This is a genomic window from Bradyrhizobium erythrophlei (assembly GCF_042430365.1).
Classification (GTDB): domain Bacteria; phylum Pseudomonadota; class Alphaproteobacteria; order Rhizobiales; family Xanthobacteraceae; genus Bradyrhizobium; species Bradyrhizobium erythrophlei.
In genome coordinates this window covers 12,280-35,522 of record NZ_JBHMET010000209.1, presented here as the reverse complement: position 1 = coordinate 35,522, position 23,243 = coordinate 12,280, and the positions used below count along the sequence as shown (strand labels likewise).

At 62.7% G+C, this 23,243-nt stretch carries 21 protein-coding genes and 1 pseudogene; 16 read left to right on the top strand and 6 right to left on the bottom strand.

What is annotated here, in order from left to right; translation table 11 throughout:
• The 16 genes and pseudogenes from ACFFWD_RS29710 to ACFFWD_RS29635 all read left to right on the top strand — a co-directional run.
• Nucleotides 1–519 (top strand): annotated as a pseudogene (locus tag ACFFWD_RS29710) (IS5 family transposase); the annotation flags it as partial.
• Between the two features lie 280 nt (nt 520–799).
• On the top strand, nt 800–2,008 hold the full coding sequence (locus ACFFWD_RS29705) for an MHYT domain-containing protein (RefSeq protein ID WP_376971400.1): 1,209 nt from the start codon (nt 800–802) through the stop codon (nt 2,006–2,008).
• A gap of 315 nt (nt 2,009–2,323) precedes the next feature.
• Nucleotides 2,324–3,187, top strand: a complete 864-nt coding sequence (locus ACFFWD_RS29700) for an FAD binding domain-containing protein (protein WP_376971398.1) — start codon at nt 2,324–2,326, stop codon at nt 3,185–3,187.
• Nucleotides 3,188–3,197: 10 nt separating this feature from the next.
• On the top strand, nt 3,198–3,698 hold the full coding sequence (locus ACFFWD_RS29695) for a (2Fe-2S)-binding protein (RefSeq protein WP_376971396.1): 501 nt from the start codon (nt 3,198–3,200) through the stop codon (nt 3,696–3,698).
• Nucleotides 3,695–6,115, top strand: coding sequence for an aerobic carbon-monoxide dehydrogenase large subunit (locus tag ACFFWD_RS29690; protein WP_376971394.1), 2,421 nt, complete (start codon nt 3,695–3,697; stop codon nt 6,113–6,115). The genes ACFFWD_RS29695 and ACFFWD_RS29690 overlap by 4 nt, the downstream gene beginning before the upstream one ends.
• Nucleotides 6,116–6,117: 2 nt before the next feature.
• Entirely contained in the window at nt 6,118–6,987 is an 870-nt protein-coding gene (locus ACFFWD_RS29685) for an AAA family ATPase (protein WP_376971392.1), read from the top strand.
• Nucleotides 6,984–8,192, top strand: a complete 1,209-nt coding sequence (locus ACFFWD_RS29680) for a vWA domain-containing protein (RefSeq protein ID WP_376971390.1) — start codon at nt 6,984–6,986, stop codon at nt 8,190–8,192. Before ACFFWD_RS29685 ends, ACFFWD_RS29680 begins: the two co-directional genes overlap by 4 nt.
• A 12-nt stretch (nt 8,193–8,204) precedes the next feature.
• Entirely contained in the window at nt 8,205–9,065 is an 861-nt protein-coding gene (locus tag ACFFWD_RS29675) for an XdhC family protein (protein WP_376971388.1), read from the top strand.
• Nucleotides 9,056–9,568 carry an SRPBCC family protein gene (locus ACFFWD_RS29670; RefSeq protein WP_376971386.1) on the top strand — a complete coding sequence of 171 codons (513 nt, stop codon included), beginning with the start codon at nt 9,056–9,058 and terminating at the stop codon, nt 9,566–9,568. Before ACFFWD_RS29675 ends, ACFFWD_RS29670 begins: the two co-directional genes overlap by 10 nt.
• 161 nt (nt 9,569–9,729) lie before the next feature.
• The gene (locus tag ACFFWD_RS29665; protein ID WP_376971384.1) at nt 9,730–10,131 is read left to right on the top strand and encodes a hypothetical protein; all 402 of its coding nucleotides are present in this window, start codon (nt 9,730–9,732) and stop codon (nt 10,129–10,131) included.
• Between the two features lie 938 nt (nt 10,132–11,069).
• Nucleotides 11,070–11,924, top strand: a complete 855-nt coding sequence (locus ACFFWD_RS29660) for an N-acyl homoserine lactonase family protein (RefSeq protein WP_376971382.1) — start codon at nt 11,070–11,072, stop codon at nt 11,922–11,924.
• A gap of 114 nt (nt 11,925–12,038) precedes the next feature.
• Nucleotides 12,039–12,791: an ABC transporter ATP-binding protein gene (locus ACFFWD_RS29655; protein WP_376971380.1), complete on the top strand. Its 753-nt coding sequence runs from the start codon at nt 12,039–12,041 to the stop codon at nt 12,789–12,791.
• Nucleotides 12,788–13,489 carry an ABC transporter permease gene (locus ACFFWD_RS29650; protein WP_376971378.1) on the top strand — a complete coding sequence of 234 codons (702 nt, stop codon included), beginning with the start codon at nt 12,788–12,790 and terminating at the stop codon, nt 13,487–13,489. Before ACFFWD_RS29655 ends, ACFFWD_RS29650 begins: the two co-directional genes overlap by 4 nt.
• The gene (locus ACFFWD_RS29645) at nt 13,489–14,979 is read left to right on the top strand and encodes a GldG family protein (protein WP_376971376.1); all 1,491 of its coding nucleotides are present in this window, start codon (nt 13,489–13,491) and stop codon (nt 14,977–14,979) included. The genes ACFFWD_RS29650 and ACFFWD_RS29645 overlap by 1 nt, the downstream gene beginning before the upstream one ends.
• The gene (locus tag ACFFWD_RS29640) at nt 14,976–15,497 is read left to right on the top strand and encodes a hypothetical protein (protein WP_376971374.1); all 522 of its coding nucleotides are present in this window, start codon (nt 14,976–14,978) and stop codon (nt 15,495–15,497) included. Before ACFFWD_RS29645 ends, ACFFWD_RS29640 begins: the two co-directional genes overlap by 4 nt.
• Before the next feature lie 68 nt (nt 15,498–15,565).
• Nucleotides 15,566–16,549, top strand: coding sequence for a HupE/UreJ family protein (locus ACFFWD_RS29635; RefSeq protein WP_376971372.1), 984 nt, complete (start codon nt 15,566–15,568; stop codon nt 16,547–16,549).
• A gap of 408 nt (nt 16,550–16,957) precedes the next feature.
• On the opposite strand, the gene ACFFWD_RS29630 is transcribed toward ACFFWD_RS29635, so the two are convergent.
• From ACFFWD_RS29630 to ACFFWD_RS29605, 6 genes are all read right to left on the bottom strand, one after another.
• Entirely contained in the window at nt 16,958–17,605 is a 648-nt protein-coding gene (locus ACFFWD_RS29630; RefSeq protein WP_376971370.1) for an ABC transporter ATP-binding protein, read from the bottom strand.
• Complete coding sequence (locus ACFFWD_RS29625) at nt 17,592–18,323, bottom strand: ABC transporter ATP-binding protein (RefSeq protein WP_376971368.1); 732 nt, start codon at nt 18,321–18,323, stop codon at nt 17,592–17,594. Before ACFFWD_RS29625 ends, ACFFWD_RS29630 begins: the two co-directional genes overlap by 14 nt.
• Entirely contained in the window at nt 18,320–19,249 is a 930-nt protein-coding gene (locus ACFFWD_RS29620; protein WP_376971366.1) for a branched-chain amino acid ABC transporter permease, read from the bottom strand. Before ACFFWD_RS29620 ends, ACFFWD_RS29625 begins: the two co-directional genes overlap by 4 nt.
• Nucleotides 19,246–20,142: a branched-chain amino acid ABC transporter permease gene (locus ACFFWD_RS29615; RefSeq protein WP_376971364.1), complete on the bottom strand. Its 897-nt coding sequence runs from the start codon at nt 20,140–20,142 to the stop codon at nt 19,246–19,248. Before ACFFWD_RS29615 ends, ACFFWD_RS29620 begins: the two co-directional genes overlap by 4 nt.
• A gap of 40 nt (nt 20,143–20,182) precedes the next feature.
• Entirely contained in the window at nt 20,183–21,457 is a 1,275-nt protein-coding gene (locus ACFFWD_RS29610) for an ABC transporter substrate-binding protein (protein WP_376971362.1), read from the bottom strand.
• 1,331 nt (nt 21,458–22,788) lie between these two features.
• Nucleotides 22,789–23,243, bottom strand: a 455-nt coding sequence (locus ACFFWD_RS29605) for a hypothetical protein (RefSeq protein ID WP_376971360.1), incomplete at its 5' end; no start/stop codon positions are given.

Sequence of the window (23,243 nt, the reverse complement as noted above, 5' to 3'; positions counted from 1 at the left end):
TGAGGCGATGTCCGATGATCCTGACTTCGAATACTTGATCGTCGATTCCACCATCGTCCGCGCCCATCAGCATGCTGCCGGGGCGAAAAAAGGGGGCCTGAAGATCAAGCACTTGGCCGCTCGCGCGGTGGTCTAAGCACCAAGATTCATATGGCCGTTCGGGGGTTGGGATGTCCCGTGCGGTTCACGCTGACCGCAGGTCAGAAGGGCGATGCACCGCAAGCCGCCGCATTGATCGAGGGGGTGCCTGCCGAGGTCGTCATGGGCGACACGGCCTATGACGCCGATCACTTGCGCCAGGCCATCGCCGCCAAGGGCGCGCTCGCCGTCATCCCCAACAACCCGTCACGCGCCCTCAAATACCCGCTCGACAAGCATCTCTATGCCCAGCGCCATCTCATCGAATGCTGCTTCTCAAAGCTCAAGCAATTCCGCCGCGTCGCAACCCGCTTCGAAAAGACCGCTCGAAATTATCGCGCGGTCGTCACCCTCGCAGCCATCATTCTCTGGCTGCGGTAAGTGTCCACACCACCTAGAGCCTTCGGCGTGTCGCCGAGCTTCCCGCGCCATCTGCCACTAGTTGTGGCACTGCCGGCAGTATGATTTCCTTATGTCCGATGTGGCGCCGTTGGGCGGCAGGGCTGCGCGTGGTGATCGAGCCTTTCCTCCGTGGCGTTCTGAACTGCGGGCCGTGCGGGGACTGCTCCGAGAAGCTGGGACTGTGGACTGGCAGCGTCCGCCCGGCTATGTAGAAGTTAGGAGCAGGCCGCTTCGTGGAGACGGATCGGCCGATAAGATCATGTTCGAAGGACACGATCCCTATCTCGTCGCCCTCTCGGTGGCAGTCGCGGTCCTGGGTGGCTATACCGGCTTCGCGCTTGCTGCTCGCATCCGCAACGTGCAGGGCGTCAGCAATCGCGTATTGCTCGCGGGTGCGGCGGCGTTTTTGGCCGTCGGCATCTGGACCATGCATTTCGTCGGCATGTTGGCAGCGCCGCTGCCGCCGGACACCGTCTATCTGATCCTGCCCACGATCATCTCGTTCCTGATCTGCGCGCTGGTGGTCGGTATCTCCCTGTTCTTCGTGAGCATTGGCGAGCCGTCACTGAAGCGGGTGGTGTCGTCGGCCGTGCTGCTCGGCACCGGCATCGTCAGCATGCACTATGTTGGAATTCACGGCCTCTCCGGGCCCTTTGCCATCGAGCACGACGGATCGATGGTGCTGCTGTCGGTTCTGGTCGCGATTGTCACGGCCTATGGCGGCTTGCGCGCCTTCCTGGCGCAGCAGGAAGGTTTGCGCTTGATCGTGAGTTCGATCGCCTTTGGGATTGCGGTGTCCGGCATGCACTATACTGCGATGCACGGCATGCATTTCGTGCCGCTTGCCGGCGAGGTGCACCGGCATCTCGGCGGCAGCCTTGCCGCGTCGCAGCAAATCCTCTCAATTGTCGTGGCCGTGCTTTGCTTCGTCATCGCAGCGGGCTTTTTGCTCTCGCTGGTGCCGGATCCACGGCGGCAGACGCTGGTGCCGGCGATGGCGGGCGATGTAATGGCGCCGACAGCAGCGCTTGCCCCCGAGCCCGTTCTGCCGGCGGCCACATTCCCGCGGCCGATGTCGGCGCCGCTTGGCGGCGTTGGCCAGCCACCGCGCGCCGCGCCCGCTCCGCGTCTGCCGGTCGAAGGCGCCGATGGCACGCACTTTATAGACACGGCCGACGTGCGCAGCGTCCGCGCCGATGCGCATTACACACGGGTGCATGACGGCACCCGCGAGCGGATGTGCCCGTGGTCGATCTCGGAGGCCGAAGCGCAGCTCGATCCGAGCCTGTTCATCCGGGTGCACCGCAGCCACATCGTCGCGATCCCCCATGTCACCTTCGTGCGCAAGGAAGGCGATGGCGCCGTCATCGAGCTTGACGGCCCGTCACCCCACCGAGTCCCCGTGAGCCGCGCCAAAGTCGCCGAGGTGAAGGCAAGGCTGGGGCTGGCGACGCGACGTCATGCTTAGAGCCGTCGCTCCACTGAAGGTGCGCTCCCTCTCCCGCTTGCGGGAGGGTGGGGGTGGGGGCCTCGGCGATTCAAATGCCCGAGTGGAGAGCCCTTAGCCGTCGCACTTTGCGCGTCGATCTCGTCCGCTCGCAGGAGAGGGTCGAAGGGTAACCACGCCCATAGGTCGCGCAAGCTGACGCATTTCGTGCGCACTGGCGCGCATTTCGTGCGAAATCCCCTCATCCGTGCCCGAATGATTGCGGCTCGTCTCTCCGAGAGCGACCGTCCGCCCAACGTCCGCGCCTCGATGCGCAAAGGACGATCGGAGGAAACGATGATTCCGGGTTCATTCAGCTATCACCGGCCGGCCAGCCTGGCCGATGCAGTCAAACTGCTTTCCGATCTCGGCGAAGATGCCAGACCGCTGGCCGGGGGGCATAGCCTGGTGCCGATGATGAAACTCCGCCTTGCCAGCCCCGCCCACCTGGTCGACCTGCATGGCATCGCCGGGTTGAAGGGCATACGCCGTGACGGCAACAATCTCGTCATCGGTGCCATGACCACCCAGCACGATTTGCTCGCCTCTGAAGAGGTCGCCAGATCGGTGCCGATCCTGCACGAGGCGGCGCTTCTGATCGCCGATCCCCAAGTGCGCTACCGCGGCACGATCGGCGGCAATGTCGCCAATGGCGATCCCGGCAATGACATGCCGGCGTTAATGATGACCCTGGATGCGACCTATCGCCTCGAAGGCCCCGGCGGCGCCCGCGAGGTGAAGGCGGTCGATTTCTATCAGGGGGCCTATTTTACCGCGCTCGAGCCTGGCGAGATCCTGACGGCGGTCTCCGTCTCCGTGCCGGCGGCGGGCCATGGCTACGCGTACGAAAAGCTTAAGCGGAAGGTCGGCGACTACGCGACCGCGGCAGCCGCTGTGGTGCTGACCATGGCAGGCGGCAAGGTCGCGAGCTGCGCCATCGGTCTCACCAACGTGCACGAGACGCCTCTGCTTGCCGCGGATGCCGCGAAGGCCGTGATCGGCACAAGTTTCGATGCGGCCGCGCTGAAGAACGCTGCCGCTGCCGCACAAGCCATCATGTCGCCGGCCGCGGATGCCCGTGGCCCGGTCGAATACCGCAAACATGTCGGCGGCATCATGGTGACGCGGGCGCTGCAACGCGCCGCGAGCCGCGCGCGCTAGGGAGGGATCAATGGCAAAGACACATGTGACCATGAAAGTGAATGGCGCCGAGGTCGAGGGGCTTGTCGAGCCGCGCACGCTGCTGGTGCACTTCATCCGCGAGAACCTGCAGATGACCGGCACCCATATCGGATGCGAGACCACTCATTGCGGCGCCTGCACCGTCGATATTGACGGCATGTCCGTGAAGTCCTGCACGATGTTCGCAGTCCAGGCCAACGGCTCCGAGATCACCACGATCGAGGGCATGGCCAATGCCGACGGCTCGCTGTCGGTCTTGCAGGAGGGGTTCCGCATGATGCACGGCCTGCAATGCGGCTTCTGCACGCCCGGCATGATCATGCGGGCGCATCGGCTGCTGAAGGAGAATCCCTCGCCATCCGAAGAGGAAATCAGGATGGGCATCTCCGGCAACATCTGCCGCTGTACGGGTTACCAGAACATCGTCAAGGCGATCCAATACGCAGCTGCCAAGCTCAATGGCATCGAATTCAAGGAGGCCGCGGAATGAACGATATGACTCCCACGCGGGACCAACGCGCAGCCGCACTCGAAGGCATGGGCTGCAAGCGCAAGCGCGTCGAAGACATCCGCTTCACGCAAGGCAAGGGCAACTATGTCGACGACGTGAAGCTGCCGGGTATGCTGCATGGCGACTTCGTACGCTCGCCGCACCCGCACGCGCGCGTCAAGAAGATCGACGACAGCGAGGCACTGAAAGTCCCCGGCGTGCTCGCGGTCATCACCGCCGAGACGTTGAAGACCGTCAACCTCGCCTGGATGCCGACGCTTGCGGGCGACGTGCAGATGGTCTTGGCCGATGGTAAGGTGCTGTTCCAGAATCAGGAGGTCGCGTTCGTAGTCGCGACCGACCGTTATGCGGCCGACGACGGCATCAACAAGGTCGTGGTCGAATACGAACCGCTGCCGCCACTGGTCGACCCGTTCAAGTCGATGGATCCCGATGCGCCGGTGTTGCGCGAAGACCTCGCCGGCAAGACCACCGGCGCGCACGGGCCGCGCAAGCACCACAATCACATTTTCGAATGGACGGTGGGCGATAGGGAGCTGACGGACGCTGCTTTCAAGAAGGCCGACGTCACGATCAAGGAGATGATCGCCTATCACCGCACCCATCCGTCGCCCCTCGAGACCTGCCAATGCGTCTGCTCCTTCGACAAGATCAAGGGCGAGCTGACGATCTGGGGCACCTTCCAGGCGCCGCATGTGATCCGCACCGTGGTGTCGCTGATTGCAAAGCTGCCGGAGCAGAAGATCCATGTGATCTCGCCCGACATCGGCGGTGGCTTTGGCAACAAGGTCGGCGCCTATCCCGGCTACATCTGTGCGGCCGTTGCCTCGATTGTCACCGGCAAGCCGGTGAAATGGGTCGAGGACCGCATTGAGAACCTGACCGCGACGTCGTTTGCGCGCGACTACCATATGACGACCGAGATCGCGGCGACCAAAGACGGCAAGGTCACGGGCCTGCGCGTCCATGTGCTCGCCGATCACGGCGCGTTCGACGCCTGCGCCGACCCGTCGAAATGGCCGGCCGGCTTCTTCAACATTGTCACCGGCTCCTATGACTTCCCGACCGCACACCTCGCGGTCGACGGCGTCTACACCAACAAGGCGCCGGGCGGCGTCGCCTACCGCTGCTCGTTCCGCGTCACCGAGGCCGCCTACTGCATCGAGCGCGCCATGGACATCCTGGCGCAGAAGCTCAACATGGATCCCGCCGAGCTTCGCCTGAAGAACTTCATCAAGCCGGAGCAGTTCCCCTATCACTCGGCCCTGGGCTGGGAATACGATTCCGGCGATTACCATACCGCTATGCGCAAGATGATGGAGACGACGAATTACGCCGCGCTCCGGAAAGAGCAGGCGGAGAAGCGCGCGGCCTTCAAGCGCGGCGAGACCCGCGAGATCATGGGGCTCGGGGTTTCGTTCTTCACCGAAATCGTCGGCGCTGGTCCTTCCAAGAACTGCGACATCCTGGGGATCGCGATGTTCGATTCCTGCGAGATCCGCTTGCATCCGACCGGAACCGGCGTCGCGCGCATGGGAACGAAGAGCCAGGGCCAGGGGCACGAGACCACCTGGGCCCAGATCATCGCGACCGAGATCGGCATTCCGGCCGACAACATCCAGGTCGAGGAGGGCAACACCGACACCGCACCCTACGGGCTCGGCACCTACGGCTCGCGCTCCACGCCCGTGGCGGGCGCCGCCATCGCCATGGCCGCGCGAAAGATCAAGTCCAAAGCGCAGATGATCGCGGCATACAAGCTGGAAGTCCACGAGGACGACCTCGAATGGGACATTGATGGCTTCCGTGTGAAGGGTCTGCCGGAGAGATTCTTGTCGATGAAGGACATTTGTTGGGCGGCATACAATTCCGTACCGCCCGGCATGGAGCCGGGGCTGGAGGCGGTGAGCTATTACGATCCGCCCAATATGACCTATCCGTTCGGCGCCTATCTCTGCGTGATGGACATCGACGTCGATACGGGCGTGTACAAGGTCCGGCGCTTTTATGCGCTGGATGATTGCGGCACTCGCATCAACCCGATGATCATCGAAGGCCAGGTGCATGGCGGTCTGACCGAAGCGTTCGCGATCGCGATGGGCCAGGAGATCCGTTACGACGAGGCCGGCAACGTCGTCACCGGCTCGTTCATGGACTTTTTCATGCCGACTGCGGTCGAGACGCCGCATTGGGAAACCGATTTCACCGTCACGCCGTCGCCGCATCATCCGATCGGCGCCAAGGGCGTCGGCGAAAGCCCGAACGTCGGCGGCGTGCCGGCCTTCTCCAATGCCGTCAACGACGCGTTCTCGTTCCTCGGCTCGACGCACATCCAGATGCCGCATGACTACTGGCGCAACTGGAAGGCCGCGAAGGAATTGGGAGCGGTCGCGTAGCCATGAAGGGCCGCGACGAGATCGCGCAAGCCTTGGCCGCGGCCGGCTATATTGCCGACGCGGACCTGGCGACTGCGATATCGCTGATGCAATTGTTGCGGCGTCCGCTACTCCTCGAAGGCGAAGCGGGTGTCGGCAAGACCGAGGTCGCGAAAGCGCTTTCAAAGGTGCATGCGACCGAACTGATCCGCCTGCAATGCTATGAGGGGCTTGATCAGTCGTCCGCGCTCTATGAATGGAATTACCAGCGGCAATTGCTGGCAATCCAGGCGCATCGCGGCGATGCCGGGGAGATTGAGGATCAGATCTTCTCGGAGAAATATCTGCTGGAACGGCCGCTGCTCGCTGCGATCCGCCGCCCGCACCCGCCGGTGTTGTTGATCGACGAAATCGATCGCGCCGACGACGAGTTCGAGGCGTTCCTGCTCGAGCTATTGTCCGACTTCCAGGTCTCGATCCCCGAACTCGGAACGATCCCGGCCATCACTATCCCCCATGTGGTGTTGACCTCGAACGGCACGCGCGAGCTCTCCGATGCGCTGCGCCGGCGCTGCCTCTACCACTATGTCGACTATCCCGATGTCGACCGCGAGGCCCGCATCATCCTGGCGCGGATCGCGGGCGCGAGCCCGTCGCTGTCGCTTCAGATTGCGCGCATGGTCGAGAGTGTCCGGAAAGAGGAGTTGCGGAAGGTGCCGGGAGTTGCGGAGACGCTGGACTGGGCGGCTGCGCTGGTCGGGCTCGACATCCGGGACCTCCATGATGCGCCCGAAACCGTGCTCGAGACGTTGATTTGTCTCTTGAAGACACATGAGGATCGCGCCCGCGTCACGCCGGAAGTGGCGCAGCGCCTGCTCGGGAGGGTCGCATGAGCTGTTGCGGCTCCAGCCCCGACTTCGACGACCTCAATGAGGTCTCTCGTCTCGTCTCCAAAAAGCTCGCTGCTTTTCTTCGCACGTTGCGCGACGCCGGCTTTCGAATCGGACTGGCGGAAGGGCGCGATGCCGCCGCCTTGATGTCGGCGGGCTACGCGGCGCGGCCGGGCTTGTTGCGCTCGGCGTTCAAACACTTGTTCTCGGCACGCAAATCCGACTGGGAAAAGTTCGACGGACTGTTCGACGCGTTCTGGCTGGGCAAGCGCGTGCGCTCGCGATCGCGGACCATCGGGTCGGCCAAAGGAGCCAATAGCCCATCGCTGAAGAGCTTGCAGGATGCGAGGCCGGAGCAGGGCGACAGCCGACCCGCTACCGACCAGATTCCGTCATCTGACAATGCGCCGGAGGCGGCCGGCGGCGAGGGACGCATGGAAGGCGCCTCGCGCGCCGAAAATCTCGCCGAGGTCGATTTTCGGAACTTCGCCGATCCCGATCAGGTCGCTCAGGCCCATGAAGCTGCGGCGCAGCTCGCGAAAGTCATGCGCACGCGGTTGACGCGCCGCGATCTCGCGCGTCGGCGCGGCTACCGGCTCGATCTCCGGCGAACCATCCACCGCAACATCAGCCATGGCGGCGTGCCGATCAGCCTCGTGAAACGGCAGCGCAAGGACAAGCCGCTGCGGCTGATCGTGCTGCTCGACGCCTCCGGCTCGATGAGCATGTACACGTCCGTATTTCTGCGCTTCATCCACGGCGTGCTCGATGAATTCCATGAGGCCGAGGCGTTCCTGTTCCACACCCGCCTCGCCTACGTGTCCGATGCGATGAAGGAGAAGGACGCAGGTCGCGCGCTGGATCGCCTCTCAATCATGGCACAGGGCGCGGGCGGCGGGACCAGGATCGGCGAGAGCCTGCAAAGCTTCAACCGTTGGCACGCGGCGCGCGTGATCCATTCGCGCAGTTGCGTGATGATCGTGTCCGACGGCTACGAGACCGGCGATGCCGAATTGCTCGGACGAGAAATGGCGGCGCTGGCTCGGCGCTGCCGCCGCATCGTCTGGCTCAATCCGATGATGGCTTGGCAGGGCTACGCGCCCGAGGCCAGGGGCATCAAGGCCGCGCTGCCTCATGTCGACCTCTATGCGCCCGCCAATACGTTGAAGAGCCTGCGGGAGCTCGAACCCTATCTGGCGAAACTCTAACAGGAGGCGCCGATGACTGCTCATGTCGAAGTGCTGGATCTGGTGGCGCAGATGAAGGCCGCCGAGCGCGCCTTCGTGCTCGCGACCGTCGTGCGCACGGTGTCGGTGACGGCGGCGAAGGCCGGCGCGAAAGCGATCATCGCGGCTGACGGCACGATCGTTGCGGGCTGGATCGGCGGCGGCTGCGCCCGCGGCGCCGTGCTGAAAGCGGCGCGCGAGGCGCTCGAGGACGGCGAGCCGCGCATGGTCTCGGTGCAGCCGGAAAATCTGCTCGCCGAGCTTGGTGTCAAACCCGGCGAGAGCCGCGAAGGCATCCGCTTTGCGAGCAACATGTGCCCGAGCAAGGGCACCATGGACATCTTCGTCGAGCCGGTGCTGCCGCATCCCTCGCTCGTCATTCTCGGCGCGAGCCCGGTCGCGCTGTCGCTGGCCGGGCAGGCGCGCACGCTCGGCTATCACGTCACGCTTGCGGCGCCGTCCGCGGATCTCACCGCCTCGCCGGATGCCGACACGATCATCGACGGCTATGGGCTGGGCGAGCTCAATGAGGCGAAGCGCTTTGTTGTGGTGTCGACGCAAAGCAAGGGCGACGAGGCCGCGTTGCGCGCGGCAGTGGCGACTGAGGCCGCCTATCACGCCTTCGTCGGCAGCCGCCGCAAGATGGCGGCCCTGCGTGCCAAGCTGATTGCCGAAGGCGTGGAGGCCACCGCGATCGATCGCATCAAGGCACCGGCAGGTCTCGATCTCGGCGCTATCACGCCAGAGGAGATCGCCATGTCGATCCTAGCCGAGATCACGCAGGTACGCCGGCGCGGCCAACGCGCGGCCAAATTGGTTCGAGCAAGTAGAAACGAGGACAAATCATGCAGATGAACGACAGCCAGCGCATTCCCGCGTCGCGTGAAAAGGTGTGGGCGGCGCTCAACGACCCTGAGGTGCTGAAGCAATGCATTCCTGGCTGTCAGTCGCTCGAAGCGTCTGGTCCGAACGAGATGACCGCGACCGTCGTTTTCAAGGTCGGGCCGGTCAAGGCGACCTTCGGCGGGAAGGTGACGCTGTCCGACCTCGATCCGCCCAACAGCTATCGCATTTCGGGGGAAGGCTCCGGCGGGGTCGCCGGCTTCGCCAAGGGGGGGGCCTTGGTGCGCCTCGAATCGGAGAGCCCCGATGTCACGGTGCTGCATTATGACGTCGATGCGCAGATCGGCGGCAAGCTCGCACAACTTGGCTCGCGCCTGATCGATTCGACTGCCAGGAAACTCGCCGGCGAGTTCTTTGCTTCGTTCGCGGCGGTCGTTGGGGGACCCGCAGAGCCTGCTGAGCACGCCAGCGGTGGCGCAAAGAGTTGGCTGAAACGACTAGCCGGCGCGACCTAGTACCGGAAAGATCTAGGACTGACAACAAGGGAAGGCGAATCCGGCTTCCCTATGCCAGACACCGGGATGCCTGCCGCCGATGCCGGGCTTGCGATGTGAATCATCTCGACCGTGCGGTTCTGACCTCGCGATCAGCCAACGCACGTCTTCCGAGGAGAATCATGATGCATGTTGGAGAGCTTCTTCTCCTCCGTAAAGGGCCGACGCCAATTGTGCCTGCACTTCTTTCCGTGCGCTCTGCCGTCTCACGTCTTATGGAGTTAGAGCGCGAGGCGGCGATGGTTGTCCGAGCGGACGGCACCTTCTGTGGCGTGGTCTGCGAGGCGAGCCTCATCGCAGCGATTGCTAGGCATCATCAGGCGGCGTTCGATCAGGCAGTCGGTGACACCGCTACTGATCAAGACGTAGCTTATTGCTCGGTTCACGACACGTTGAGCAGCGCTCTTTGGCGTCTCAGCGAACAAGGACAAAGCTTTCTTGTCGTGACGAGCCGCATGCGCCCGATAGACCTCGTCTTCCGGGACGAGCTTGCGGAGTGGTGGGTACGACGACGCCGTGATTAGGAAGGGAAGAGAACAACAGCGCCCACGAAGCAACCGAACGAGGGGCGGAGGGCGCGAAGGCGAGTTGCGCTGGTTGAGTTCCCTGAACATGAGGAGTTCCTGGGCAAGCTCGTCGAGAGATGCTGAGTCGCCGCAAATGAGCCGGGAGGCGGCGCGACATTCTCCTTTGCGTTGTCTGCTGCGTGGTCGGCCTTCACCCTTTGTTGATGCGTTGGATCATCCTCGCTGAGGCTGGCTCTGGGTCCTTCCCGCTGCATCACACGTGACCCGCATGGCTCTCGCTGAGTTGCCACGGTTCTCATTCTTGTTGAACACGAAGTGCTTTCGCGCGAAAGATAGCCTTATGGCACCATCAAATGGTAAGCCGCGAGTGACCCAATCATGGTTTTAAAAAGACGGTCGAAGTAATTGAAATTGCAAGGCTATCGCTTTTCCGTTGCCCCCATGATGGATTGGAGCGAGAGTTCAATTTTTTCAATTACTTAGAGGGCGGCGTGTGCACGACGTGTGCACCGGGAGATCCAGAAAAATCCATTAAAGGCAAATCTGAGCAGTCGTTCCGCAGCGTGATGTAGACGTCGGGCTCGACGCGATCGAACTTGCCCACCTGCGACTGAGAAGCTGATCTAGTTTGTAGGCATTGGGACCCGACTGGCGTTTGTGTGGCCGATAGGGCAGGGCGCTGCTGTCCGGCATAAGGGTGAAGAATCCTAACAACGGGGGCCGCTGTCTCGGGATCCCAGGCCGCTTAGCCGCCCGGTCCGCCATCGCCGCTCTGGCCTCCGTCCGCGCCAAACTTTCCCGATTGGGCCCGCTGCGCCAACTTGCTTTTGGAGGGGCTCAATCTATTCTCACTAGCTATCCGCCTCGGCCGCGCCAGGCGAGGCAGCCGTGGCTGCAAAGACAGCCCGTAAAACGAAGGCTCAGGAGGAATCGCTATGACGATCAAGCAGATTGCGTTGAGTCTAGCTATCGCGCTCGGCCTTGGGAGCGCTGCCACCGCGCAGGAAGGCCCCAAGCTCTACGTCTTCACCTCAGGTTCGTTGGGAGGCTTCCCGAAGGCAGCCCTGCAGATGGGCGGCCAAGGCAATATCGACTGGGCTCCCGTGAGCTTCTATGTGCTCAAGCATCCCAAGGGCAACGTCATCATCGATACTGGAAACAACGACAAAACGATCACCGATCCCGATGGCTGGTGGGGGCCTCTCGCCAAGGGGTTTGGTCTCAAGATGACAAAGGACGACGCTATTCCCGCGCAGCTCGCGAAGATCGGGCTGAAGACTGATGACATCAAATATGTCGTGGTCGGTCACCTGCACCTCGACCATGGCGGCAACGTCAGTCAGTTTCCGAATGCGACCCTCGTCGCCCAGAACGACGAACTGAAGGCCGCGTGGTGGCCGGATGTCGGCTACTCGCTTTATTATATTCCGGGAGACTTCGCCGACACCAAGAAGATGAACATCATCCGCCTCGAGGGCGACCTCGATCTGTTCGATGACGGCTCGGTACGCGTGATGCGGGCTCCTGGCCACACCCCCGGCAGCCAGTTCGTGACAGTCAAATTACCCAAGACGGGTACCGTCATTCTCACGAGCGACGTGGTCTATCTGAAAGAGAACCTCGACAAGAACCTGATCCCGCCGATTCCGGGCACGTACAATCCGAGCGATGCCTATCGCAGCTACCAGCGCCTTCGGCTCGTTCGCGACGCCAACAATGCCCAGATCTTCTACGGCCACGATCCCGAGGTTTTCAAAGCCACCAAGCAGGCGCCCGAGTTCTATGATTGAGCATTAGGCCGGCGTGCGCTCTCTGAAAGCCCGCGCCGGACTCTTCAAGACGAGGCCGCCGGAGCGGAGCCGCTGGCTTAACTGTCTCGCGGGCGCGCCTTTTCGGGACGCTGCATGACCAGCTCTGCAACCGACGCGGCGCCTAACGATGCGTTGATCCGGGCGGATAACGCCTCGGCCATCTCCGCCGTCAATGTGAGCAAGCGTTACGGGCAGGTCACGGCACTGGAGGAGCTCACGCTCGATATCCGCGCCGGTGAAGTTTTTGGTCTACTGGGTCCAAACGGCTCCGGCAAGACCACTTTCATGCGGCTGCTTGCCGGGTATCACCTGCCATCGGCGGGCCACTTAATGGTCGCGGGCTACAACGTCATTAGCGATTCGCTTGCGGTGCGTCGGCGCATCGGCTATGTGCCAGAAGCGGCGCCGCTCTACCGGCAGATGCGCGTTGGAGAATTCTTGGCCTTCATGGCACGGCTGCGCGGCGTGCCTGAGCGGAACATCAAAGGCGCCGTCGAGCGCATCGTCGATCGGCTCGCGCTTTCCGCTGTCATCGGCAAGCCGACGAGGGCTTTGTCACGAGGCTATCGGCAGCGGACCGCGCTCGCCCAGGCGCTGATTCACGATCCGGACATCCTCGTTCTCGACGAGCCGACCAATGGCCTTGATCCGCGCCAGATCATTGAAATGCGGCAGCTGATCCGCTCATTGGCCGGACGCCACACGGTGTTGATGAGCTCGCACATTCTCAACGAAGTCGAGAAGACCTGTGACCGCGTCGCGGTACTGCTCAATGGACGTCTCCTGGGCGTCCGCCCGATGGCCGGTACGCCCGACCTCGAAGCCTGGTTCCTGTCGCTCACATGAGAACGCTGCGCATTCTCTTTGCCAAGGAGCTCAACGCGACTCTGACGTCGCCGATCGGCTACACAGTGGCCGCCGTTTTCCTCCTCGTGCTCGGCTACACATTCAGCCTGACTCTGTTTGCGACCAAGGTCGCCAACCTTCAATACATCTTTCACCAGATGTATGTGCTGTCGATTCTGCTGGTGCCGGTCCTGACCATGCGCACCTTTGCAGAGGAGCGGCGATCGGAGACGCTTGAGCTGCTCTTGACTGCGCCTGTGCAGGAACTGTCGATCGTGCTCGCCAAATATGCCGCCACCCTGACGCTCGTTCTCGGCATCTTTGCGCTGTCGCTCGTTTATGCCCTTATCCTAAATCGTTACGGCGAGCCGGACTTGGGACAGATTTATGCCGGCTATCTCGCGCTCGCGCTGCATGCCTCGCTGCTGGTCGCTGTCGGCCTCCTGATGTCGAGCATCACCGAAAACCAGGTCGTAGCTGCGGCGCTATCGATCGGCACCTTCTTGATGCTCTGGTTTGCCGATTCCGTATCCTATCTGCTCTCGCCACCCTTCGACAGCCTCGCAATCAACCTGTCCCTGATTGGACATTTCAAGCCGATGGTCTCAGGCTCGGTGTTCGTCTCCGACATCGGCTATTTCGTCACCGCGAGCATGCTCGCGCTGTTCCTGACCACCTGGAAGCTTGCGCAACGATAATGCCGGCATCTGAGGCGATTAATATCGGCTGGTTCTTCGGCGTGATTGCCGCGCTGGCCCTATTGTTTGCGGCGGGCTTGAGATTGCAGGTCCGGCTCGGCTTTGCCAGCCGCGTCGTCTCCGGGGCCCTTGTGGTCGCTTCAGCCGTCACCGTCGTCATCCTCGCGAATGTGGCGCTGTTCCGTCACGATGCGCATCTCGATTTCACGCGAGAAAAGGCCTTCACGCCCTCCGCCGAAGCGGGCGAGTTGGTGCGCGGGCTCGTCGAACCCATCGACGTCGCCTACTTCTATCAGAAACAGAATCCTGGCGCGGTCGCCCTCGTAACCATGCTACGGCAGCTCGAACGAGAGAACGCGAACTTTCGCGTCCGCCTGATCGACGCCGACCAGAATCCCGCGCTCGCCAGCAGCATCGGCGTGCGTACCTACAATTCGGCCGTGCTGCGGTCGGGCGATCGCCGCATCGAAGTTGTGACGACAGACGATCGCGAGATCGCGCTCGGTGTGCTGCGTCTGTTGCGCAAGCGCGAGATCATGATCTGCTTTGCCGCCGGGAACGGCGAATACGACATCGACAATTTCGAATTCCATACGCATTTCGAAGGCGCTCACAGGCATAGCCACGACGCTTCGGGGTTGGCGGTCGTGCAGATGGAACAGCACGGGATCGGCCGGCTAAGACGTGCAATCGAGAAACTCGGCCTTGCTGTGCGCAAAATTTCCTTTGCGACCGGCCAGCCGATCCCGGACGATTGCGGCGCTGTCGTCGAAGCCAATCCGCGCACCCGCTATTCTCCCGGCGAGACCGAACTGATGCGCCGCTATCTGGAGCGCGGAGGCTCGGCGATGTTCCTGATCGAGCCCGACTATGAGCTTGATGAAAGCCTCGCTGCGCTGCTCGCAAGTGCCGGCATCAAGGTCGGCAATGGCGTGATCGTCGATCCCAAGGAGCACTATTTCACCGACGAGCAGATGATTGCCGTATCGCAATATGGCGTCCATCCGGTCACACGCGGACTGGCACTGTCGTTCTATCCAGGGGCGCGCCCGCTCGAAACAGTGCCGACAACGGGCGTCAGAGTGACGCCGCTGGCAACCAGCAGCTCCGAGGCTTACGTCATCGCCGACCGCCTGGGCAACAATCCAGCCGCAGCATCCGGGCCACGCGCATCGAGGATTATCGCGCTCGCTGCTGAAGGCGGATTGAATAAAGCGGCCAGCTCGCCATTCCGTATGTTCGTGGCCGGTGATGCCGATTTCGTCTCCAACTCGTTCTTCCCGTACTTGGCCAATTCCGACGTCGTGCTAGCCGCACTCGCCTGGCTCACGCATGAGGAGCGAGCGCCGACCGTGAAGCCGCCGGTGGAGGTGCTGCCGACGGTCTCGCTGACCGGCGAGCAGATGCGCGGAATCTTCATTTTCACGGTTCTTCTGATGCCAGGGCTGATCGCCTTTGCCGGCGGCGCGATTTGGTGGTTGCGGCGATGAGCCGGTTGATTTGGAGCGCTGTCGCCCTGGGTGCCACCGGTTTTCTGGTGGCACTCGCGCTGACCGGCGGGCGCGGCGGACCGGGGCTGGCGCCGTTCACGCCGACGGGCCTGATGACGATGCCGCTTCAGGAAGTCCGCGAGGTCGATGTGGAGACGCGCGAGGGGCGCTGGCATTTTGTCCGCGTAAAAGATGGCTGGCACGCGACAGTGGGCACGACGACGGCGGGCTTCGCGGCGCGGCTCGACGCCGCGCTCACACTCCTTCGCAATTCGGGGCCCGAGCGCGTGCTGGGTGCGGACGAGATTGCAAGCGTCGACCCCGCGCAGTTCGGATTGGATCCACCGCGGCTGCGCGTCGTGGTCAACGGCAGTGGCACCTCGTCCTTCGCCATCTCATTCGGCGCGACCAATGTCCTCGGACTGTCGCACTATGCCAGGCGCGAGGGAAGCCGCGAGATCGCCCTGCTGCCCGGCTTCCTCGCAGGGGAGTGGGAGCAGGTGGGGAAAATGCCGTGAGGGTACGGTTTGCACAATGGACGGCATTTTGGCTTGCACTTGCGTGCTGCACCGATGTCTCGGCTCACGTGACCACCACAGGGCTGGTGCGCATCGAGTTGTCGGGCGACCGCCTCTCTTATTCGCTCTCTGTTGCGCTACCCGAAATACCGCAGGCGTCGGCTTCCATTCTGAATGCCGCTGCTAATGGCGATCGCTCGGCGGCCGAAGCGGTAGCCGAAGCGGCGCGCAGGGGCGTCACGATCGATCTCACCGGCACACCCTGCCGCGCGGGACGCGTGCGCATCGGTGGCGCCGGCGCAAACGAAGCCCGTGCCACGATCGAGATCGACTTCACCTGTGACGCTGAGCACGGCCGCCTCACGATCACCGAAAACTGGAGCGATCTTCTCGGCGAGCACTATCAGAGCCTTGGTAACATCCGCACCTCGGGCGGAGAGCGGCAGGTTGTTTTCGGCGAAACATCGCGAACGGCCACCGTCGACATTGACCGCCCCGTCGCGACCGGCTGGCTCGATTTTGTGAAGCTCGGCATCGAGCACATTCTCACCGGCTATGACCATTTGCTGTTTCTTCTTGCGCTGCTGGCTATCGCGCGCGGCTTCTGGTCAGTGGTGAAGATCGTGACCGCCTTCACGCTCGCCCACAGCGTGACGCTCACCCTCGCAGCGCTTGGCTTTGTCAAGGTACCCGAGCGCATCATTGAGCCGCTGATAGCCGCAACCATCATCTGGGTTGCGCTGGAAAACCTATTCGCGGCCGCGCCCGACCGCAGGCGTTGGATGTGGAGCTTTGGTTTCGGCCTTGTGCATGGACTTGCGTTTGCCTCTGCCCTCGGTGAGCTCGAGTTGAAGGGCGCGGCCTTACTCCGCGGACTTGTCGGATTCAACGCTGGCGTTGAAATCGGCCAACTCATCTTCGTGGCAATTGCGCTTCCGTTATTGACCCTGATGTCGCAAGGGCGGGGCGCGCAGCTCACCCCGCGCCTCGCCTCACTAGCCGCCGCCGCGATCGGCACCTACTGGTTGCTTGAGCGAGTTGTTGTCGGTTGAACCTCGCGAGCCAACAGGAGCCTTTGCCAGCCACTGATAGCCGCCACGAAAATAGAAGCGAAGAGGTCAGGGGTGGGCTGGTAAATAGCCCCAAATTGTTGGGGTATGCTTCCAAGAAGCCGTTAGCGGGGGTCCAAGGCTCCTCGTAAAAATGCCGGATACTGTTGCGATAATCAGCGGTCGTGCGCCTTCGACCAAACTTTGGCGCAAAGGTTGTGTCCCTTGATGTTGAGCGTAGTGGAGTCCACTGCAAGGAAGTAAATGCCGCGGCAACACAGGCACTATCGAGATCAAGCGCAATCCGGTAGCCGCGGCGGCTGTCTGGGTTAGTAGCGATCAAGTGATGGTATTTCGCGGCTACGATCGCGGTTGTGAGTCTGCGGTGAATGAGCTTGGCGTCTGCCACCTTCAACTTCTGACCGTGACCGAGCCACGGTCGATGAGAAACACTCGATCGAGCAGGCCTCGGGCGTGCGTCATGCTCGACTCCGACAGAATGACCGACAATCCGGATTTGCGCAGTCCCGATATCACCTCGGCTAGGCGGCGGGCGAGCACCGGTGCAACGCCTTCGAACGGCTCGTCGAGCAGCAGCAGCTTGCGGCCCGACATCAAAGCCCGGCCGAGTGCAACCAGCTTCTGCTGGCCGCCGGAGAGCTGCAGTGCCTTCCTGTTGCGCAGGGCAGTCAACTCTGGGATCGTCGCGTAGATATGCTCGAGTTGGCCGTGCGCATCCGGCATGTCGGCAGCCCAAGCGGGCAGCAGGATGTTCTCCTCCGCAGACAACCCCGGCACCAGCCGCCTGTCCTCCGGCATATAGCCGATGCCCAGAGCAGCCCGGCGATGCGTGGGCAGATTGGCCAGCTCCTTGGTTTCGAAATCGAGTTTCCCTGAAGTTGGCGGCAGCAGTCCCATGATGGTGCGCAGCAGGGTGGTCTTGCCGGCACCGTTGCGCCCGATCAGGCCCGCGAACTCTCCAGTACCGACGTCGAGGCTCACGCCGCGCAGAATGGCGACCGGCCCGATAGATACGGAGACGCCTTCAAGCCGCAGCATACGATGTGTCCTCACCGATCACATAGCGGCGTACGTCCTTCATGCCGAGCACGGTGTCGGGCGGCCCGTCGCCGATGATGCCCCCCTCGTAGAAGGCAACCACCCGTCCGGCGAAGCGCGCAACGATATCCATGTCGTGCTCGACGAAGATCACTGTCACTCCGGCCGTTCGTGCCGCTCCCATCACCACATCCATGATGGCGAACTTCTCGTCGGCCGATACACCGCTGGTCGGCTCGTCGAGCAGTAACAGCTTGGAGTTGCTGGACAGCGCCATGGCGACATCGAGCAGCTTGCGGATACCTTCGGGCAGCAGTCCAGCCTGTTGGGCCGCGTACGGTCTCAGCTGAAACCGTTCAAGCGCCGCATCCGTGGCCGACTTGGGATCGGCCGCCCCGGCGATGCTCTCCGCAGTCAGCAGGTTCTCCTGCACGCTCATGGTTTGAAACAGCTGCGGAATCTGGAACGAGCGGGCGATCCCGAGCTTCGTGATTTGGCGCGGACTGAGCCCAACGATGTTGCGCTCCTCGAACAGAATGCGTCCGCTGTCGGGCTTCAGGTAACCTGTCACCATATTGAGAAAGGTGGTCTTACCTGCGCCGTTGGCACCGATCAGGCTCACGATGTTGTCGGCGTCGAACGTCAGGCTCACGTCGGTTGCAGCCGTGACCGCGCCGAAGCTCTTCGTCAATCCTTCCGCGGACAGCACGACGCTCATGCCGACCTCCGCCGACGTTCGACGAGCGACCAAAGGCCTGCCGGTAGAAACATGATGATGGCCAGCATCGCAAGTCCCAACGACATCTGCCAGACGTTGGGCGCGTACTGGCTGGCGACGGTGCGCAGGGCCTCGAAGATGGCGGCCGCCATGAACGGGGCCAGGATGCTCTGCGTGCCGCCCAGGATGGCGATGAACACGAACTCGCCGGAAGTGGTCCAGTAGGCCATCTCCGGATCGACATGGCCGACCGCCAGCGCCGCCAGGGCGCCGCCAAGCCCTGCCAACGCGCCGGCGATCACGTAATTGATGTAGACGACGCGGTAGGGCGAGGCGCCGAGATAGGAGACGCGCAATTCGTTGTCACGCACGGCCGTAGCCAGCCGGCCCCAATGTCCGCCGAAGAGTGCATGTAGCAGCACCGCAGCGGCCACTGCGCACGCCGATCCGGCAATAAGAAATGCGCGCCGCTCGGTGCCGGATGGCAGCGCGAGGCCGAGGAACGTGCGCGCGTGCAGATTGAAGCCGTCCGTGCTCCCAAGTGCGGCGCTCTTCACCAGCAGGCCATAGAGGATCATTGAGAACGCCAGCGACAGCATGGCAAAGAAGATGTCGCGGTAGCTTGCCAGCAGCAGGCCCAGCAGGGCCGCCATCAGCGCCGCTGCCATGGCGCCCGCAAGCATCATCATCGCGGCATCGGCAACAAGCCAGTGGTGCGAGAGAAGCGCGGCCGCATACGCGCCGATGCCGAAATAGAGGCCCTGCCCGAACGACACCAAACCGGTGCGCATCAGCACCAGCAGGCCGAGCACGACCACGCCTTTGGCCAGCACCAGCGTGGCCATGAACACCAGCCATTGCGGTGCGGTCAGAGCCAGCCCGACTAGCCCAGCGAGCACGATCAGGGCAACGATTGCCGCCTTCATATCTTGCGCGTCTCCTGTGCCGCGAACAGGCCTTTCGGGCGCGCGATCAGCACGATGGCCATCACCGCGTAGATGGAGAACAGCTCGGCCTCGGGCCAGTAGCTCACCGTCGCCGAACGTACCAGCCCGACCAGCAGCGCGCCGAGCGCCGCTCCGCCGAGGCTGCCGAGCCCGCCGATAACCACCACCGCGAAGGCCAGCACGATCACTTCCACACCGATGGCGGGTGTCACCGCCACCGTCGGCGCCGTGAACGCGCCGCCGAGCGCCGCCAGCATGGCGCCGCCGGCAAACGTCGCCAGATAGACGCGGCTGACGTTGATCCCCATCGCCATGCTGATCTCGCGATCATGAATGACGGCCAGCAGCAGCTTGCCCTGCCGGGTGCGATAGAGCGCCCATGCGAGCGCCAGACCCGTCAGCAGCGCCATCGTTATCAGCAGTAGATTGTAGACGGGATAGGCAAGGCCGCCGAGCGAGAAGTTCCCGGGCAGCGCGTACGGCTCCGGCAGCAGCAGCGAGTCGACGCCCCACACCAGCTTGATCACGTCCTCCATGATCAGGAACACGGCGTAGGTGATGAGCACCAGCACCACCTCGTCCTTGCCGTACATCCATTGCAGCAGGCCCCGTTCCAGCAGCGGCCCGACCACGGCGCCGACCAGGATGGCGGCGAGCAGCAGCATGGCAAAGCTGCCGGCCGCCGGCAGCCCTCCGCCCAGCCATGCGCCGGCCAGCGTACAGGCCGCGTACGCGCCCAGCGCATAGAGGCTGCCGTGGGCGACGTTGAGGATGCGCATGACGCCATAGATCAGCGTCAGCCCGGCCGACGTCAGGAACAGCCAGGAGGCATAGACGATGCCGTCAAAGGCGACGGGAACAAAGCTGGTCATGATCAGTGCAACGGCGGCCCGCGGGCTGCCGCCTCAAGCGCTACTTTTTCAGCCCGGACTTGATCCACGCCTCGCTCTTCACGCCGTCGGGCGGGTTCACCTTCTCGGCCGGGTAACGCACGATGTCGACGATCTTGAGCAGCCCGCCTTCGACCTTGGTGGTGCCGACGGCCGCGTCCATGATTGCTTGGTGGCCCTTGCCGAGCGCCATCTTCACCATGCCGCCGGGGGCTTCGAAGGTCAGGTTTTCCAAAGAGACGATGATCTTGTCTTGGTCGGGCACGGCGGTGCCCGTGCCTTTGGCTTTTTCATACGCTGCCTTCACGCCGAGGATGGCCTGCGCCATCTTGAAGGACGCGTAGTTCGGCGGCACGTGGTAGCGGTCGTGGTAGCTTGTCCGCAGCCAGCGTGCGAGCTCTGTATCCGGCGCAAACGGCCCGAACGGGCCCCGCGCTCCGATGATCGTCCCGTCGGGAATGCGCGTGCCGAGCCGGTTGATGGCGGGCTCGCCGGCCGACAGGATTACCTTGTGCTTCTCGAACAGCTCTCGCGGCGCGCCCTGCAGCACCAAGCCCTCGAGATCTCCGCCCCACATGCTCGAATGAATCACCTCCGCGCCGCTGGCGAGCAGCGCGGTGATCTCAGCCCCGAACTGACCGGCAAACAGTTTGGGCATCTGCGAGGTCTTGACCTCGATGCCGGGCACGAGGGCCTTCATGGAGTTCTCGAAGTCGGCCCACGAATCCTGACCCCACGCGTAGTTCTGGTTGATGCCGGCGATCGACTTCACGTTCGGATAGCGTTCCGTCAGATACAGCGCCACGGACACGTTATCCATCGTGCCTGTGGGACCCGTGCGGAACACGTATTTGTAGCTTGCGTCCTCGAAGATGCGGGGTGTGCCGCAATCGAACAGGATCGTGAGCTTCTTCAGCTCGTCGGCGACTGGCGCGATCGCCAGGCAATCGCCGCTCGAGATATAGCCGATGACAATGTCGACCCTCGGCACCAGGTTGCGGTACTCAGCCACCTGCTTCTGCGGACCGCCGGCCTCGTCGACGATCACGAGCTCGATCGGGATGCCGCCGAATCCCTTCTGGTTATAGGGAGCCGGTACGGTTCCGGCGTTGAGCAACTCGGCCGTAAGTTCTGCAGCATTGCGGGCGGGGACGCCGAAAGGACCTGCGGCAGGTCCGGACAATAGCGTCACGATCCCGATCTTTATGGGCTGCTGCGCCAGTGAGGCTGGCGCCGTGAGCAACATTGCGAGCACGGCCAACGCCGCCCGCACTCCAAAGCTGAATAATAGTCGCATCTGTTTCCTCCACTGCCATTGGTGTTGATCGAACCCGTGGACGTTGCGGTCTCTTGTGGTCCGCTTTCGGGGCTGCTCCGACCATTTCCTCTATCTAATCGACCTCCGCTGGATAGGCCTGCCTTTGGAGGCGGCTCGGCAACTCGCGCACATGTTTCACATCCCAGCGCACGGCAATCCCCGCGTTGCGCCGATCACCCACGAGCACGGCCGTCGCGATGGCGCCGTGGTCTTGGGCCGCATCTTCTCGCACCCGCTTTCCGACGTCCAGCGCCGAGAGTCGCTCCGGCTTGGACCAAGGCGTAGGTTCGAGTCGGGTCATTCGCGATGGATTGGCGATGCCAGGCGGCTGAAGATCGTGCTTGTCTCGATCGCCTCTTTACAGTCTGAAGCGCCGCCGCCTCAATGAACTGAATTACTGCCGGTCGTTTGCGCGCCGCAAGGGCACGATTTGAACCTATGACCAGGCGGGAAGAGCGCAGCCGCTGTCTGGCCCAGATCGCCGACGCGCGAACCGCGGAGTTATACTCATTTTGCGGAAGCAGTATAATGTAACGCTCTGCAGGACGTATCCAGATCGGATCGATCGCCGTCATGGAGTGCTCGCGCCCGGCGTGCTTGTGATCTGGCGCGCATCGGTGCGGACGGCTGTGTGATCCAATTTCATCATGTCTCTCACGCTCTATTGAGGCGTTTCTCGAACTACGCCAACGTTGCGGCGCGCATGATCTGTCATCGGTGTGTTTGATCAAGGTGGACCTCATTGCCAAAGCTCTTTTTTATTTCGGTTGAATGTGAATCGTTCTCGGCGTTTCATCGCGCCGCTCAGTTGCGAAGAATTGGGGAAGAGAACGCTTCAGCGAAAATCTGCTTTGTCGGATCGGAGTGCGAGTAGGTGAGGGTCGCCAGGCGTGCGCACTCGGGCTTTTGTGTGCACCATGTGTGCACCGAGACTGCAAAATGTGATGATTTGGCTTCTAATCGGAGCGGATATGATCCTAGAAAAACTACTCTAAACTGGCTCGGCTGCGGCAGATTTGCCAGTCGGTCCAATCGCTTGAAGGATCGACTGGTCACAAAAAAAGAGAATGACTTACGTTGGAAATTTTCTTGCGCACCCATGATGGATTGGAGCGAGAGTGCAAGTTTCAATTAGTTAGATGGCGCCGTGTGCACGACGTGCGCACCGGGAGATCAAGAAAAATCCTGCGACCTCCAATGTGAGGGGCCCTCAGAAGTGGGCCGGGCACGCAGATTTGGGCGACGTGTGCAACAAAGGCCCGCCAGGGCGGGCCGCCTCGGCGGTTCGATCCCGATCGCCCGCGCTAATCCTATGGCAGATGTGCGGCCTTGCGCGCAGCTGCAACCCAGTCCGTGACGTTGTCCGAGTTCAAGATCGCATCTTCCCAAGCACTCTTGGCGGCCGCCAACCGCCCGCCGAACTCGCCGAACGCGAGCTGGCCGCCTTTGCCGCATGCGTGATCGATCTCGAGTCGGATCTTGAGAAATTCCTCGGCCGCGTTGCGCACCTTGCCGAGGGCATGCAATCGCTCCGAGATCGACCGGTCGCGTTGGGTCGTCTTCGGCGCTGCCTTCTTCGGGGCGGCTTGCGCTTCTTCGCGGACTTGGCGGCCTTCCGTCGTCTTCTTGACCACCGACCTCTCCTCATGTTCGGCCGGCCGGGCTACAGGCCATTTTTCAGCGGGCAGCATACGGGTGGTGCGGTTCGCCCGTTCGCCCGCGCATACCGGCCTCAGGCCTCCAAGGGGGGCGCACTTACCATTCA